The sequence below is a fragment of the Paraburkholderia steynii genome (genome assembly GCF_900100565.1).
Classification (GTDB): Bacteria; Pseudomonadota; Gammaproteobacteria; order Burkholderiales; family Burkholderiaceae; genus Paraburkholderia; species Paraburkholderia terrae.
In genome coordinates this window covers 55,771-69,035 of sequence record NZ_FNDI01000009.1, presented here as the reverse complement: position 1 = coordinate 69,035, position 13,265 = coordinate 55,771, and the positions used below count along the sequence as shown (strand labels likewise).

Sequence of the window (13,265 nt, the reverse complement as noted above, 5' to 3'; positions counted from 1 at the left end):
GTTCTCTTGTCGTCGTGTAGGCGTCGCTCAACCAAAGCGCAAACGGTCGATGCCGACGATGCGGTTGAACAGGAAGTAGAAGATCGCGGTAAAGATCACGAGATACGCCGACAGCGCGCCTGCAAGCCCCCAGTTCAGCTGCGTATTGGTCTGCATCGCGATGAGCTGGCTGATCATCTCGTCGCCCGCTCCGCCGAGTAATGCGGGCGTGATGTAGTAACCGAGCGCAAGCACGAACACGAGGAAGCAGCCCGCGCCGACACCCGGCAGCGTTTGCGGCACATACACGCGCACGAATGCGGTGAACGGATGCGCGCCGAGCGACTGCGCTGCGCGCACATAGATCGGCGACACGCTTTTCATCACCGAATAGATCGCGAGAATCATGTACGGCAACAACACATGCGTCATGCCGATCAGCACGCCCGCACGATTGAAGATGAGTGGCACGGGATGCGTCGCGAGACCGAGCCCCATCAGCAGGCTATTGATGACGCCGCCCGGCTGCAACAACACATACCACGCGGTGGTGCGCACCAGCAGCGAGGTCCAGAACGGCACGATCACGAGCAGCATCAGACGGTTGCTGCTTTTCGCGGGCAGATTGGCGAGCATCCACGCGACGGGATAGCCGAGCAGCAGACACAGCACCGTGACCGTCGCGCTGATCGAGATCGTACGCAGGAACGCTTGCCGATAGACCGACGAGTTGTCCGGCACGAATTCGACCGAGCCTTGCGGCGTGACCTGCGCATCGACGGCGGCGAGCAGATAGTCCGGTGTCGGCGACGCGGCGGCGCGTTTCAGCAGACGCCAGGTTTCCGGCGCGTTCCAGCGTTCGTCCATTTCAACGAGCGCGGGCTTCCATGCGGGCGGCGCGTCAGCCGGCAAGTTGCGCGCGGTGCGCATCAGCAGGCTGCGAAACTCGGCCTGAGCAAAGTTCAGGCGCCGCGCAACCGTGCCGAGTTGCCCGCTCCCTTGCGCTTCCTTCAGGCCCGACGCAAGCAGCGCGAACGTGCGCTCGTCGGGGACGCCGTGCCCGTCCCACGCATCGAGCGCGCGCGTGAGCGCCGGCATGCTGTCGGGCACTTCGTGATTCTGCACGCTGCGCGCGAGCAGCAACGCGATCGGCGCGATGAACGTCGATAGCAGGAACAGAATCAACGGCAGCGCAAGCAGCAGCGCCTGAGCCGACGCGCGGCGCTGCGCCTTCTGGAACGAAGCGCGGCCGTTGGCTCTCGTTGGAGAGCCCGAAGCCGCGGCTTGGGCCGATACGGGCATGCTGGTAGTCACGTCGGGCTCTCTTTGCTCTCGTTGCGCTCTAAACAGAGAAATTACTGCCGGGGTTACTGAGTAAGCCAGGTCTGGAAGCGCTTGTTGATCTGGTCCGCGTTATCGGCCCAGAAGCCCGCATTGATCTGTAACGCACGCTTGAAGTTCTGCGGCGAGGTCGGCAGATCGGACAGGCGCTGCTTGTCGACGAGCGCGATCGCATCCTTGCGCGGCGGCGCGTAGGCGATGTACTTCGACAGATCCGCATACGCTTTCGGCTGCGAAGCGGAAACGATGAACTTCGCCGCCGCGTCCGCGTGCTTCGCGCCCGTCGGAATGCCCCACCAGTCGAAGTCATAGACCTGCGCGTCCCAGACGGCCTTGAACGGCTTGTTGTCTTTCTTCGCGGCATCGTCGATGCGGCCGTTGTAGGCCTGCGTCATCACCACCGCGCCGTCCGCGAGCAACTGCGGGGCCTGTGCGCCCGATTCCCACCAGACGATGTTCTTCTTGATCGTATCGAGCTTCTTGAACGCGCGATCGACGCCTGCGGGCGTGGCGAGCACCTTGTAAACGTCCTTCGGATCGACGCCGTCGGCAATCAGCGCCCATTCCATCGATACCTTCGGCGACTTGCGCAGTCCGCGCTTGCCCGGGAATTTCTGCAGGTCGAAGAAGTCGGCGACCGTGGTCGGCGCGGTCTTCAGCTTGCTCGCATCGTAGGCGAAGACGGTGGACCAGACCATGCTCGCCACCGCGCAATCGCTGATCGAGCCGGGAATGAAATCGCTCGTCTTGCCCAACGATTTCTTGTCGAACTTCTGCAGCAGGCCTTCGTCGCAGGCGGTGATTGCATCGTTCGTTTCGAGGTCGATCAGGTCCCATGTGGTGTTCTTCGCCTGCTCCATCGCAGAGAGCTTGGCGAGGCCGCCGTCATAGGATTCCGTCGAAAAGCCTACGCCCGTGGCTTGCGTGAACGGCTCGAAATAGGCTTTCTTCGCAGCCGCTTCATAGGCGCCGCCGAACGTCACGACGGAAAGTGTTTCCGCTGCCTGAGCACCGGCGGCGAAGAACGCGAAGACGGAGAGTGCGGCAAGTGCGGCACGTTGTGCCTTGATTTGAGTACGCATGTCAGTTGGCTCCTGCAGGTGCGGTGGTCGTAATGATGGTAGGTAACGGAGACGGCGGGGAGTAATTGGCAGGCGCGTTGCGATGCGCGCTTGCCGTCATTGCGAGAATCTTGCAATCGTCGTGGCGCCATGCGACCTCGACCATGTTGCCTGGCTCAGGCAGTGCGTGACGCTGTGTGTTGGGCACCTTGACGACGATGGCGTCGCGCGCGCCGAGCTTCAGATGTACGCGGTGATGATCGCCGCAGTACACCAGTTCTTCGACGCGGGCTTGCACGACGTTGCTGTGTCCGTCGATTTGCGTGCCTTCGGCACTCGGGATATGTGCGCGCTCGGGGCGCAGCGCCAGCATCGCGTCGTCGCCTTCGCGCAGACCGCTTTCGCAGCGGCCGCGAATGATGCTGCCGTCCGCCAGTGCGAGAGTCGCGCTATCGTCGCTTACGTTGATGACGCGTCCCGTCAGCCCATTGTTCTCGCCGACGAAGTTCGCGACGAAGGCGTTCTGCGCATTCTCATATAGCTCGCTCGGTGTGGCGGCCTGCTGGATGCGGCCATCGGAGAAGACGGCGACGCGGTTCGACATCGTCAGCGCTTCGGCCTGATCGTGCGTCACGTAGACGATCGTCAGCGACAGTTCTCGGTGCAGGCGCATGATTTCGTATTGCATCGTTTCGCGCAGACGCTTGTCGAGCGCGCCGAGCGGTTCGTCCATCAAGACGACGCTTGGCTCGAACACTAGCGCGCGTGCCAGCGCGACGCGCTGCTGTTGTCCGCCGGAAAGTTGCGAAGGACGGCGGTTCGCCAGATGCGGCAGCTCAATCATTTCCAGCGCGCGCTTCACGCGCGTTTTCTGCTCGGCGCGGCTCACGCGACGCACCGAAAGCGGAAACGCAACGTTCTCAGCAATCGTCAGATGGGGAAAGAGCGCGTAATTCTGGAACACCATGCCGATGTCGCGTTGATGCGGCGGCTTGTCGTCGAGTCGACGTCCATCGAGGCGAATCTCGCCTTGCGTGGGCGTTTCGAAACCCGCGAGCATCATCAGCGTGGTGGTCTTGCCCGATCCCGACGGCCCGAGCAGCGACAGGAATTCGCCCTTGCGCACGTCGAGGTTCAGATCGTCGACGACGTAATGCGCGCCGTCATACGATTTGCTCACGCCCGAGAATGAGATGAAGGAAGGGTTTGACATCGTGCTGGCGTCCTGTCGGTGTTGCGTCGTAGTCAATGCGTGCCGATCTTCGCCGCGAGATAGCGCGCGAAGTCATAGTTAGGGCGTTCGAGATGGCTCAGATGACCGGGTTTGGCAAGCGGTGCATGCACGCCGCGAAATACCGCTTCCACGCCGCGTCGGTCTTCCGCGTTCACGTCGTCGAGGAGCTTCTTGAGCGTTGCCATGTATTCATGCGCTTGCGGATCGGCGACGAATTCCGGCGCCAGTCCACCGCCGAAGCGGATATGCACACGCCCCACGCCTTCGGGCTGTAGCACGAGATACCAGAAGTAGCCCGGCGTCAGCGTCACGAGATGCGTTGGGTAAATAGCGAGCAGGGCGGTCGTCTTGCGCCAGTGTCCCGTTAGACGCGTGTTGTCGGGATGCGCGTTGCCGATCGGCAAGGACGCTTCCTTCGTGATCCAGTGATAGTTGAAGGCTGGAAGGCCGGGCGGGCATTCCATTTCTTCGAGCCGCGAATGCGGGCCTACCGTCGCGCGATGCAGCATCGGCAGGTGATAGCTCTCCATGAAGTTTTCCGCGAGGATCTTCCAGTTCGTGTCCCAGACGTGTTCTTCATAGAAAGTTTCGATGTAGTCGGACATGCCGTATGCGCCGATCAACTCGTTCAATTCAGCGAGCCGCGTGTGAACGGGCAGGGCGTTTTCATCGAGCGTCACGTAGATCCAGCCCTGCCATTCTTCGCAGCGCACGGCAGGCAGGCGATAGCTTTCCTTGCAGAAGCCTTCTTGCCGATCCATCAGCGGCGCACCCTTCAGCGCGCCATCGAGCGAGTAATTCCACGCGTGATACGGGCACACGATCCGGCGCACGTTGCCGCGTCCTTCGAGCAGCACCGACATGCGATGCAGGCAGACATTCGACATCGCCTTCAATTGCATCTGCTCGTCGCGCAGCACGACGATCGGTTGATCGCCGATCCGCGCAGTCAGATAGTCGCCGGCATTCTTCAGCGCGCTCGCGCGGCCGACGCATTGCCACTCGCGCGAGAAGATATCGCGCTCTTCCAGCGCGAGAAACTCGGGTGACGTGTAGACACCGGGCGGCATCGAGCGCGCTTCGCTGAAGGGTCGATCGCAACCGGTCAGCAGCTCATCGACCAGCGCTTCTATTGCGATCGTCCTTACCGGATGTGCCATGTCGCCCTCCTTGTTTCGAGCTACCGAGAGCGCGCCGACGCTGGATTGCGTGGTGTTGCGCTCGACATGGACATCAATCTATCAAGCCAAATTCCCAGCCAAAATATTGTTTTTGGATGCAAAGCAAAGCTTTTTACTATGTAGCGCGGATGCTGCTCACGCGGGCTTTGACGCGCGTTTCAAACAGGATTACGTGTCCAGATGCAGCCGCCGGATATAGGTCTCGCAATACGATGCAAACCGTTGCACCACCTGTCTGGGCCGCATCGTGCGCGATTGCGCGATGCCGAGCGTCGTCGCGTTGACGTTGTCCTTGAAGCGCTTCACGACGAAGTCTTCGCCGTCCACGGTACGGTTCGACTTGAGCGGAAAGTTGAGGATGCTGTAGCCGAGTCCGTTCGCCACCATGCCGCGCACGACTTCCGGTTGCGACGAGCGGAACGCCGGCACGGGCCGGCTGCCCACGGCATCGAACAGCGCGGCGAAGTACTCGCGGCTATGCGGCAGATCCAGCATCACATAAGGCTCGTGCAACAGGTCCGTCAGCGACACCTTGCGCGCGCGGGCAAGACGGTGAGAGGTCGGCAGGATCACGTACGGCGGCAGCGACAACAGCGGCGTGAAGGCGATGTCTTCCGTCAGGTCGAGGCTATAGGTCAGAACTATGTCGAGCGAGCCGTCGTGCAGGCCTCTTAGCAGGCCGTCCTGATGCGCTTCGACCGTTCGAAACGAAATGCCCGCGTGCTCGCTCGCGAACCGGCTGATGAGCCTCGGCATCAAGGGCGGGGCGAGCGACACCAGGCAGCCGAGCGCAATCGAGCCCGTCATGCCGCCGTCCATCTCTTTGGCCGATGTCTGCAATTCTTCGGCGATCTTCAGCAGATTACGCGCCTGTCCGAGCAGATCGCGGCCCGCTTGCGTGAGCGACAGGCCGCTCGCGTGATGTCTGATGAAAAGCTGTACGCCGAATGACGATTCGAGGTCGGCGAGTGCCGTCGAGATCGACGGCTGCGAGATATGCAGGCGCTTCGCGGCGGCCGTGAACGACAGCGTTTCCGCCGTGACCACGAAATAGCGCAGCTGACGAAGCGAGTAACGCAGGGGATGATTTTCCATCGGCAATGCTCCAGATTCGGGCGTTCATTGCGCACCATTGTGAGGCGGTCAAAAAACGCTGCATAGGTAAATCGGATGCAATGCATTTTTTAAATATATTTTTCGGATTCGAGGGGCACGCGTAGATTCTGCACCAGGACAGCTGATTCACGGTGCTGCGCGCCGTTCGACAAGTCGCTTCGCCTGCATCGAACGCGACGTCACGACGGCTCGAATCAAACCGCCTTTGAGAAGGACTTAGCCATGGCAGTGAAAACAACGTCAATCGACACGCTCGTAGTCGGCGCCGGTCAGGCCGGCGTGGCGATGAGCGAACATTTGAGCAACATCGGCGTGCCGCATATCGTGCTGGAGCGCGAGCGCATCGCCGAGCGGTGGCGCACGGGACGCTGGGATTCGCTGGTTGCGAATGGACCCGCGTGGCACGATCGTTTCCCTAATCTGGAGTTCGCCGAAGTCGATCCGGATGGCTTCGCGTCGAAGGATCAGGTCGCGGATTACTTCGTCGCCTATGCGAAGAAATTCGATGCGCCGATCCGCACCGGCGTCGAAGTGAAGAAGGTGGTGCGCAATGCGGGTCACCAGGGTTTCACTGTCGAGACCTCGGACGGTACCTTCGAAGCCAACCGTGTGGTCGTCGCGACGGGACCGTTTCAACGCCCGTTGATTCCCGCCGTCGCGCCGAAATCAGATCGGTTCACGCAGATTCATTCCGCCGACTATCGCAATCCCCAACAGTTGCCAGAAGGCGGCGTGCTGGTGATCGGCGCAGGTTCGTCGGGCGTGCAGATCGCGGATGAATTGCAGCGTTCGGGCAGGCAGGTGTATCTGTCCGTCGGGCCGCACGATCGTCCGCCGCGCGGCTATCGCGGCCGCGACTTCTGCTGGTGGCTCGGCGTGCTCGGTGAGTGGGATGCCGAAGTCATGCGCCCTGGTAAGGAGCACGTGACCATCGCGGTGAGCGGCGCGCGCGGCGGCCATACGGTGGACTTTCGACGTCTGGCGCATCAGGGCGTCACGCTCGTTGGTCTGACGAAATCGTTCGACGATAGCGTCGTAACGTTCGACTCGGATCTCGCGGACAACATCGCGCGTGGTGATGAAAATTATCTATCGCTGCTCGATGCAGCGGATGCCTACGCGGCCCGCAACGGTCTCGATCTTCCGGAAGAACCCGAAGCGCGCGTCATTCCTGCAGACCCGGACTGTGTGATCAATCCGATTATCGAACTCGATCTGGTCAAGGCAGGCGTGACGTCGATCATCTGGGCAACGGGCTATGCCGTCGATTTCAACTGGCTGCAAGTCGATGCCTTCGACGACAAAGGCAAGCCGAAGCATCAGCGTGGTGTTTCGAAAGAACCGGGCATCTATTTTCTTGGTCTTCCGTGGCTGTCGCGTCGCGGTTCCGCATTTATCTGGGGCGTGTGGCATGACGCGAAGCACATTGCCGATCACATCGCGACGCAGCGCAAATATCTCGCGTACTACGATGCGCCTGATAGCCACGCAAAGGCGACGAACGACGCCGCTGTAGCCGATTCACGCATTCACAAAGTCAGCGAACTCGACCTGAGTTGACGCGTCCACGAACCCGACCCGCATTCTCCCTTTATTTCGTATCAAGGTGCATTGATGAGCCAACCTACGCATACCCGTATTCGCATGTTCAACACGAAGGACACGTATCCGAATCAGACGCTCGACAACGACCTGTGTCAGGCCGTTCGCGCAGGCAATACGGTGTACGTGCGCGGCCAGGTGGGGACCGATTTCGACGGCAAGCTCGTGGGACTCGGCGATCCGCGCGCGCAGGCCGAGCAGGCAATGAAGAACCTCAAGCAGTTGCTCGAAGAAGCGGGCAGCGACCTGTCGCACGTCGTCAAGACGACCACGTATCTGACGGATGTGCGGTATCGCGAGCCCGTGTATCAGGAAGTCGGCAAGTGGCTGAAGGGTGTGTTCCCGATTTCGACGGGCTTGGTCGTCACGGCTTTGGGTCAGCCGCAGTGGCTGATGGAGATCGACGTGATCGCCGTCATTCCGGAAGGATGGACGCGGTCTCAGGGCTGAGGAACACGACATGACTTTTTCTATCGTCGGACGTTGTGCGGAAACGGGGCAACTCGGCATCGCGATCAGTTCTTCGAGCATCGCAGTGGGCGCGCGATGCCCGTGGCTGCGCGCAGGCGTGGGCGCAGTGGCGACGCAGAACGTGACGCTGCCCGCGCTCGGCCCGCAGATTCTCGATCTGCTGGAGCACACGCTACTCGAACCTGCCGCGGCGCTGGACCGTGCGCTCGGTGCGAACGACTGGAGCGAGTATCGACAGGTCACGGTGATCGACGCCAGCGGACGCACCGCGTTTTTCAGCGGCAAGGAAGCGCTGGGCACGTATCACGCGGTGGCGGGCGAGCAATGCGTCGCGGCGGGCAACATGCTTGCGGGCATCGACGTGATCGAGGCGATGGCGCCTGCGTTCGCGAATGCAGAAGGCGCGCTTGCCGATCGGCTGCTTGCTGCGATGCATGCCGCTATCAATGCGGGCGGCGAAGCGGGCCCTGTGCATTCGGCGGCGCTGAAGATCGTCGGCGATCAGAGCTGGCCGATCGTGGATTTGCGCATCGACTGGGCCGATGACGATCCCATCGGCAAGCTCGACGGCCTCTGGCAAGCGTACAAGCCGCAAATGCAGGATTACGTGACCCGCGCGCTCAATCCAACGGCCGCGCCGAGTTATGGAGTACCGGGCGATGAGTGACAACTCGAGCCGCGCGCTGCTCGAACGGCTGATCGGATTTCCCACCGTCAGCCGGAACTCCAATCTGGAGATGATCGATTTCATCCGGCACTACCTCGGCGATCTCGGTGTTCATAGCGAGCTGTTCTATAACGCAGAGCGCACGAAGGCGAATCTGTTCGCGACGATCGGCCCTGATGCTGGCGGCGGCATCGTGCTATCCGGCCACACCGACGTGGTGCCCGTCGACGGCCAGCCGTGGACGGTCGAGCCGTTCCGTCTGAGCGAACAAGACGGGCGCCTGTACGGACGCGGCACGGCGGATATGAAGGGCTTCATCGCATCGGTATTGGCAGCGGTGCCTGCGTTTCTCGCGCGCGATCTGAGAGTGCCCGTGCATCTCGCGTTCTCTTATGACGAAGAAGTGGGATGTCTAGGCGTGCGGCCGATGCTCGCGGAACTCGCAAAGCGCGCGCACAAGCCTGCGTTGTGCCTGATCGGCGAACCGACGGAATTGAAGCCGGTGCTGGGTCACAAAGGCAAGCTGGCGATGCGCTGCCAGGTAAAGGGCGCGCCTTGCCATTCGGCGTACGCGCCTTACGGTGTCAACGCGATTCAGTACGCGGCGCGTCTGATCAACCGTCTCGACGAGATCGGCGAGAAGTTGTCTTTGCCTGAACAGCACGACGAACGCTTCGATCCGCCGTACTCGACGGTGCAGACGGGTGTCATCAAAGGCGGGCGCGCGCTCAACATCGTGCCGGCCGAATGTGAGTTCGATTTCGAAGTGCGGGCGCTGCCTGGCTACGACGCAACACACGTGGCCGACGAATTGCAGACTTACGCGCAGACCCAGCTATTGCCGAAGATGCGCGCGGTGAATGCCGAAACCGATATTCGCCTCGAGTCGCTCTCGGCCTATCCCGGTCTCGCGACGCCGCCCGACAGCGACGCAGCGCAGCTACTCGCACTGCTGTGTGGCTCCCGCGAGTTCGGCACGGTGGCATTCGGCACCGAAGGCGGACTCTTCAATCAGGCGGGCATACCCGCCGTGGTCTGCGGACCGGGCAGCATGGACCAGGGACACAAGCCGGACGAATTCGTCACAGTCGAACAACTCGAAGCGTGCGATGCGATGTTGACGCGACTGGCGTATCACCTCTCGACCCGATCCGGCGCGTGATTCAAACGGATGAATGCAAGCAACGAGCGCGCTCGGGCCACGCCTGAGCCGCTGAATAGCGCAGCGCAGCTGCGCGAGACAGGAGACAGCATCTTGGCCACCACGGACAGCAAAGCTTCCCAATTGATCGAAAAACACACGATTGGCTATGTGCCACGCGAGGATCGTCACGGTAAGGTGCGCGATCTGTTCACGCTCTGGTTCGGCGGCAATATCGCGCCGTTGCCTATCGTGACGGGCGCGCTCGGCGTCCAGCTTTTCCATCTGAATTTGTTCTGGGGCATCGTCGCGATCGTCGTGGGACAGGCTGTAGGCGGCGTGCTGATGGCGCTGCATTCGGCGCAAGGCCCTCAGATGGGCATTCCGCAGATGATCCAGAGCCGGGCCCAGTTTGGATCATGGGGCGCGCTGCTCGTCACGGTCATCGCGGGCGTGATGTATGTGGGCTTCTTCGCTTCCAACATCGTGCTGGCCGGGAAATCGCTGCACGGAATCGAATCGAGTGTTCCCGTACCGGTGGGCATCATCGTCGGTGCGTTGGGCTCGGGGCTGATTGGCATCGTCGGTTATCGCTTCATACACATACTGAACCGGATCGGGACGTGGGTGCTCGGCATCGGCATCTTTGTTGGTTTCTGGTACATCCTGACGCACGTTTCGACGGCGGACTTTCTGACGCGCGGCGGTTTCAATATCGCCGGCTGGCTTGCGACGGTTTCGCTGTCGGCGCTCTGGCAAATCGCGTTTGCGCCTTACGTGTCCGACTATTCGCGCTACCTGCCTGAGAATGTCAGTGTCGCGTCGACGTTCTGGGCAACGTATCTGGGCTGTACGATCGGCTCGACGCTCGCGTTCGTGTTCGGCGCCGTTGCCGTGCTGGCGGTGCCGCCCGGCGTCGATGCAATGGATGCCGTCAAGCAGGCGACGGGACCGCTCGGCTTGCCGATGCTGGTGCTTTTCCTGCTCAGCGTCATCAGTCATAACGCGTTGAATCTCTACGGCGCGGTGCTCGCGGCGATCACGTCGGTGCAGACCTTTGAGTACCGCTGGATTCCGACGGCCAAAACGCGCGCGGTGTTCTCGTTCGTCATTCTTGCTGCGTGCTGCTATGCGGCGCTCGGGGCTTCGACGAACTTCGTGGGCAATCTGGTCGATCTCGTGCTTGCGCTGCTCGTCGTGCTCGTGCCGTGGACGGCAATCAATCTGATCGATTTCTATGTCATCCATAAAGGCAAGTACGACATCGATTCGATCTTTGAGGCGGACGGCGGCATTTACGGGCGCTTCAATCCGCAAGCGCTCATTGCGTACGCAGTGGGTATTGCCGTGCAGATTCCGTTCATGAACACACCGATGTATGCCGGCCCCGTCCCGGGCTATCTGGATGGCGCGGATCTTTCATGGGTGATCGGCCTCGTTCTGACGTCGCCGCTTTACTACTGGCTGGCAACGCGGAATACCACGTATCGGCGCCGCCTGAATGCAGGGATGCGGGCGTCGGTTCGTTAGGCGAATCTCGATCTGAAACGACAGTAAACAAGGAGCCCCGCGTATCGCGGGGCTCCGAACATCCGGACGTGCCACAACAAATGGCTGACGTGAAAAAAACACAGCACGTGGGAGAAGGCCATCGATGAGTCGGGATCGGAGCTTGTCCTACCGTATGCGTGACGCTTAATGGCGCGCCTGCGGGCATTTGGGCCTATGCTGCTGACATTGGTCGCCGGGTTCGCACTGGCAACACCCGCACACGCATTGCTTGCGACCGAGATTACAAAAGCCCGAGTTCACATCCTGATGCCGGAGGTGGCGAATGAAAGAGGAACAGATTCGTGAAGTCCTGAATACGCACTGGCGAGCGTCGGCGGAAGGGGATCTCGACCTGGAACATGATATCTATCACGACGATGCCGTCTGCGATTACCCGCAGTCAGGTGAACGTATTGTCGGACGAATCAATTTGCAGGCGTTGCGCGGTCATCATCCCGGCCAGCCTTCCGGTTTCGATGTCAGGCGAATTCAGGGAAGCGGCGATCTCTGGATCACGGAATACACGATCAATTACACGGACCGCGCGACATATGTCGTGAGCATCATGAAGTTCCATGACACTAAGGTCATGCACGAGACCCAGTACTTTGCGGACCCTTTCGACGCACCAGACTGGCGCAGTCAATGGGTTCAGCGGATCGGGTGACGATAGCTCTCTGGAAAGCACCCGCTCGCCAAGCCTTCTTCAGCGCGCATACCACCCTGACTATACGGAAGTATGAGCCGTCCATCCTATTGCAGTGACGGTTTCAAACAATAGTAGGGTGGTTATCTGTAGGCTATGCAACTACCTTTGACAACAAGGTCGAACGTGATTGCGATCATGTCGATCCGGGTAGTCACGCGCAAGATAATGTCGTTCCAGTCGCACACGTGCGGATCCGGAAAATGAAAATCGCTATTGTCGTGCTTGACGGTGTGCATGCGCTGGATATTGCCGGCGCACTCGATGTCTTTTCCGAAGCGAATCAATGTCTGCGGGCAGCCTGTCAGTATCAGGTTTCGTTAGTAGGTGAGCGCGCGGGCCATATAGCCTGCTCGAATTCGATGCAGCTCTCCGTCCCGTTCGACTACACAGCGTTTCAAACATCGGTCGATGTTTTGCTGGTAACGGGTAGACCGCACTTGTCGAACTCTCGCCCGAAACGCGACTTCCTCGACTGGCTGCGCGATCGCGCTTTCCAGTCGAAGCGAATCGGCTCGATCTGCAATGGGGCGTTTCTATTGGGGCACGCAGGTGTGCTCAATGGCAGGGAAGTCACCGTCAGTTGGGCGGACGCCAGTTCTTTGGCCCGGGAGTTCCCGCTGGCTCGAATTCGTCCCGACAAGGTCCTGATACGCGATGGCAACCTGGTCTCATCCGCCGGTGCGACGGCGGGCTGGCATCTTTGTCTATCTCAGGTCGCAGACGACTGGGGCCATGCATTCGCTGCACGGATCGCGACGCGTCTTGGCATGGACATGGATCATGAGGGCAGACCTTATATCGATCCCGCCGCGGGCAAGAACACGCTCATCGAGAAGGTACAGCGATACGTCACCGATCATATTGCCGATGAACTGTCGATCGAAGAGCTTGCCAGCGCCGTCGCGGTTAGCAGAAGAAATTTCTCGAGGCTGTTTGCCAAACATGCGCAGATGACGCCATCCGCATTTGTCGAAGAACTTCGTGTCGACGCGGCGAGAAAGATACTAGGTGGGACGGACGATCCTCTGAAGACCATCGCATTCAAATGCGGTTTCCACAATGCCACGCATATGCGAATGGTCTTCCTCAGGCGTATCAACGTGACACCTATGCAATGCCGACAGCAAATGCGGGGTGTCCAGAGCGTGTATGGCATGCCGCGACGTATAGATCGGGCGGATCAATCCGTCGACCTTGAGGCCACTGCGTAAC

12 protein-coding genes are annotated in these 13,265 nt (G+C 60.5%); 7 read left to right on the top strand and 5 right to left on the bottom strand.

Going from position 1 to position 13,265, the window contains the following annotated elements; all coding sequences use genetic code 11:
- Nucleotides 1-27 precede the first annotated feature (27 nt).
- The 5 genes from BLT65_RS17735 to BLT65_RS17715 all read right to left on the bottom strand — a co-directional run bounded on the left by BLT65_RS17735 (nt 28) and on the right by BLT65_RS17715 (nt 5,891).
- Nucleotides 28-1,281 carry an ABC transporter permease gene (locus BLT65_RS17735; protein ID WP_091779510.1) on the bottom strand — a complete coding sequence of 418 codons (1,254 nt, stop codon included), beginning with the start codon at nt 1,279-1,281 and terminating at the stop codon, nt 28-30.
- A 65-nt stretch (nt 1,282-1,346) separates the two neighbouring features.
- Nucleotides 1,347-2,402 carry an ABC transporter substrate-binding protein gene (locus BLT65_RS17730; protein ID WP_042305211.1) on the bottom strand — a complete coding sequence of 352 codons (1,056 nt, stop codon included), beginning with the start codon at nt 2,400-2,402 and terminating at the stop codon, nt 1,347-1,349.
- A 1-nt stretch (nt 2,403) separates the two neighbouring features.
- Complete coding sequence (locus BLT65_RS17725) at nt 2,404-3,594, bottom strand: ABC transporter ATP-binding protein (RefSeq protein ID WP_091779508.1); 1,191 nt, start codon at nt 3,592-3,594, stop codon at nt 2,404-2,406.
- Nucleotides 3,595-3,626: 32 nt separating this feature from the next.
- Nucleotides 3,627-4,775, bottom strand: coding sequence for an SRPBCC family protein (locus BLT65_RS17720; RefSeq protein ID WP_091779507.1), 1,149 nt, complete (start codon nt 4,773-4,775; stop codon nt 3,627-3,629).
- 189 nt (nt 4,776-4,964) lie between these two features.
- Entirely contained in the window at nt 4,965-5,891 is a 927-nt protein-coding gene (locus BLT65_RS17715; protein WP_007736830.1) for a LysR family transcriptional regulator, read from the bottom strand.
- Nucleotides 5,892-6,134: 243 nt separating this feature from the next.
- Here BLT65_RS17715 and BLT65_RS17710 point away from each other — a divergent pair, with 243 nt between their 5' ends.
- The 7 genes from BLT65_RS17710 (at nt 6,135) to BLT65_RS17680 (ending at nt 13,264) form a co-directional block, all read left to right on the top strand.
- The gene (locus BLT65_RS17710; protein WP_091779506.1) at nt 6,135-7,472 is read left to right on the top strand and encodes a flavin-containing monooxygenase; all 1,338 of its coding nucleotides are present in this window, start codon (nt 6,135-6,137) and stop codon (nt 7,470-7,472) included.
- Nucleotides 7,473-7,526: 54 nt separating this feature from the next.
- Nucleotides 7,527-7,964: a RidA family protein gene (locus tag BLT65_RS17705; RefSeq protein ID WP_007736826.1), complete on the top strand. Its 438-nt coding sequence runs from the start codon at nt 7,527-7,529 to the stop codon at nt 7,962-7,964.
- A gap of 10 nt (nt 7,965-7,974) precedes the next feature.
- Nucleotides 7,975-8,652, top strand: a complete 678-nt coding sequence (locus tag BLT65_RS17700) for a DUF1028 domain-containing protein (protein WP_091779505.1) — start codon at nt 7,975-7,977, stop codon at nt 8,650-8,652.
- A complete protein-coding gene (gene argE / locus BLT65_RS17695; RefSeq protein ID WP_091779503.1) occupies nt 8,645-9,814 on the top strand; it encodes an acetylornithine deacetylase in 1,170 nt (389 codons plus the stop codon). Before BLT65_RS17700 ends, argE begins: the two co-directional genes overlap by 8 nt.
- 93 nt (nt 9,815-9,907) lie before the next feature.
- Nucleotides 9,908-11,323 (top strand): purine-cytosine permease family protein, encoded by a 1,416-nt coding sequence (locus BLT65_RS17690; RefSeq protein WP_208545778.1) that lies wholly within the window; start codon nt 9,908-9,910, stop codon nt 11,321-11,323.
- Nucleotides 11,324-11,627: 304 nt separating this feature from the next.
- Nucleotides 11,628-12,011, top strand: a complete 384-nt coding sequence (locus BLT65_RS17685) for a nuclear transport factor 2 family protein (RefSeq protein WP_042305205.1) — start codon at nt 11,628-11,630, stop codon at nt 12,009-12,011.
- Nucleotides 12,012-12,253: 242 nt separating this feature from the next.
- Nucleotides 12,254-13,264 (top strand): GlxA family transcriptional regulator, encoded by a 1,011-nt coding sequence (locus BLT65_RS17680; protein WP_091779500.1) that lies wholly within the window; start codon nt 12,254-12,256, stop codon nt 13,262-13,264.
- The last annotated feature ends 1 nt before the right edge of the window (nt 13,265 follow it).

Coding starts and splice junctions, on each gene's coding strand:
- BLT65_RS17700 (WP_091779505.1), top strand. CDS start 7,975: ATGACTTTTTCTATCGTCGGACGTTGTGCGGAAACGGGGCAACTCGGC.
- BLT65_RS17715 (WP_007736830.1), bottom strand. CDS start 5,891: ATGGAAAATCATCCCCTGCGTTACTCGCTTCGTCAGCTGCGCTATTTC.
- BLT65_RS17725 (WP_091779508.1), bottom strand. CDS start 3,594: ATGTCAAACCCTTCCTTCATCTCATTCTCGGGCGTGAGCAAATCGTAT.
- argE (WP_091779503.1), top strand. CDS start 8,645: ATGAGTGACAACTCGAGCCGCGCGCTGCTCGAACGGCTGATCGGATTT.
- BLT65_RS17705 (WP_007736826.1), top strand. CDS start 7,527: ATGAGCCAACCTACGCATACCCGTATTCGCATGTTCAACACGAAGGAC.
- BLT65_RS17680 (WP_091779500.1), top strand. CDS start 12,254: ATGAAAATCGCTATTGTCGTGCTTGACGGTGTGCATGCGCTGGATATT.
- BLT65_RS17710 (WP_091779506.1), top strand. CDS start 6,135: ATGGCAGTGAAAACAACGTCAATCGACACGCTCGTAGTCGGCGCCGGT.
- BLT65_RS17735 (WP_091779510.1), bottom strand. CDS start 1,281: ATGCCCGTATCGGCCCAAGCCGCGGCTTCGGGCTCTCCAACGAGAGCC.
- BLT65_RS17685 (WP_042305205.1), top strand. CDS start 11,628: ATGAAAGAGGAACAGATTCGTGAAGTCCTGAATACGCACTGGCGAGCG.
- BLT65_RS17730 (WP_042305211.1), bottom strand. CDS start 2,402: ATGCGTACTCAAATCAAGGCACAACGTGCCGCACTTGCCGCACTCTCC.
- BLT65_RS17720 (WP_091779507.1), bottom strand. CDS start 4,775: ATGGCACATCCGGTAAGGACGATCGCAATAGAAGCGCTGGTCGATGAG.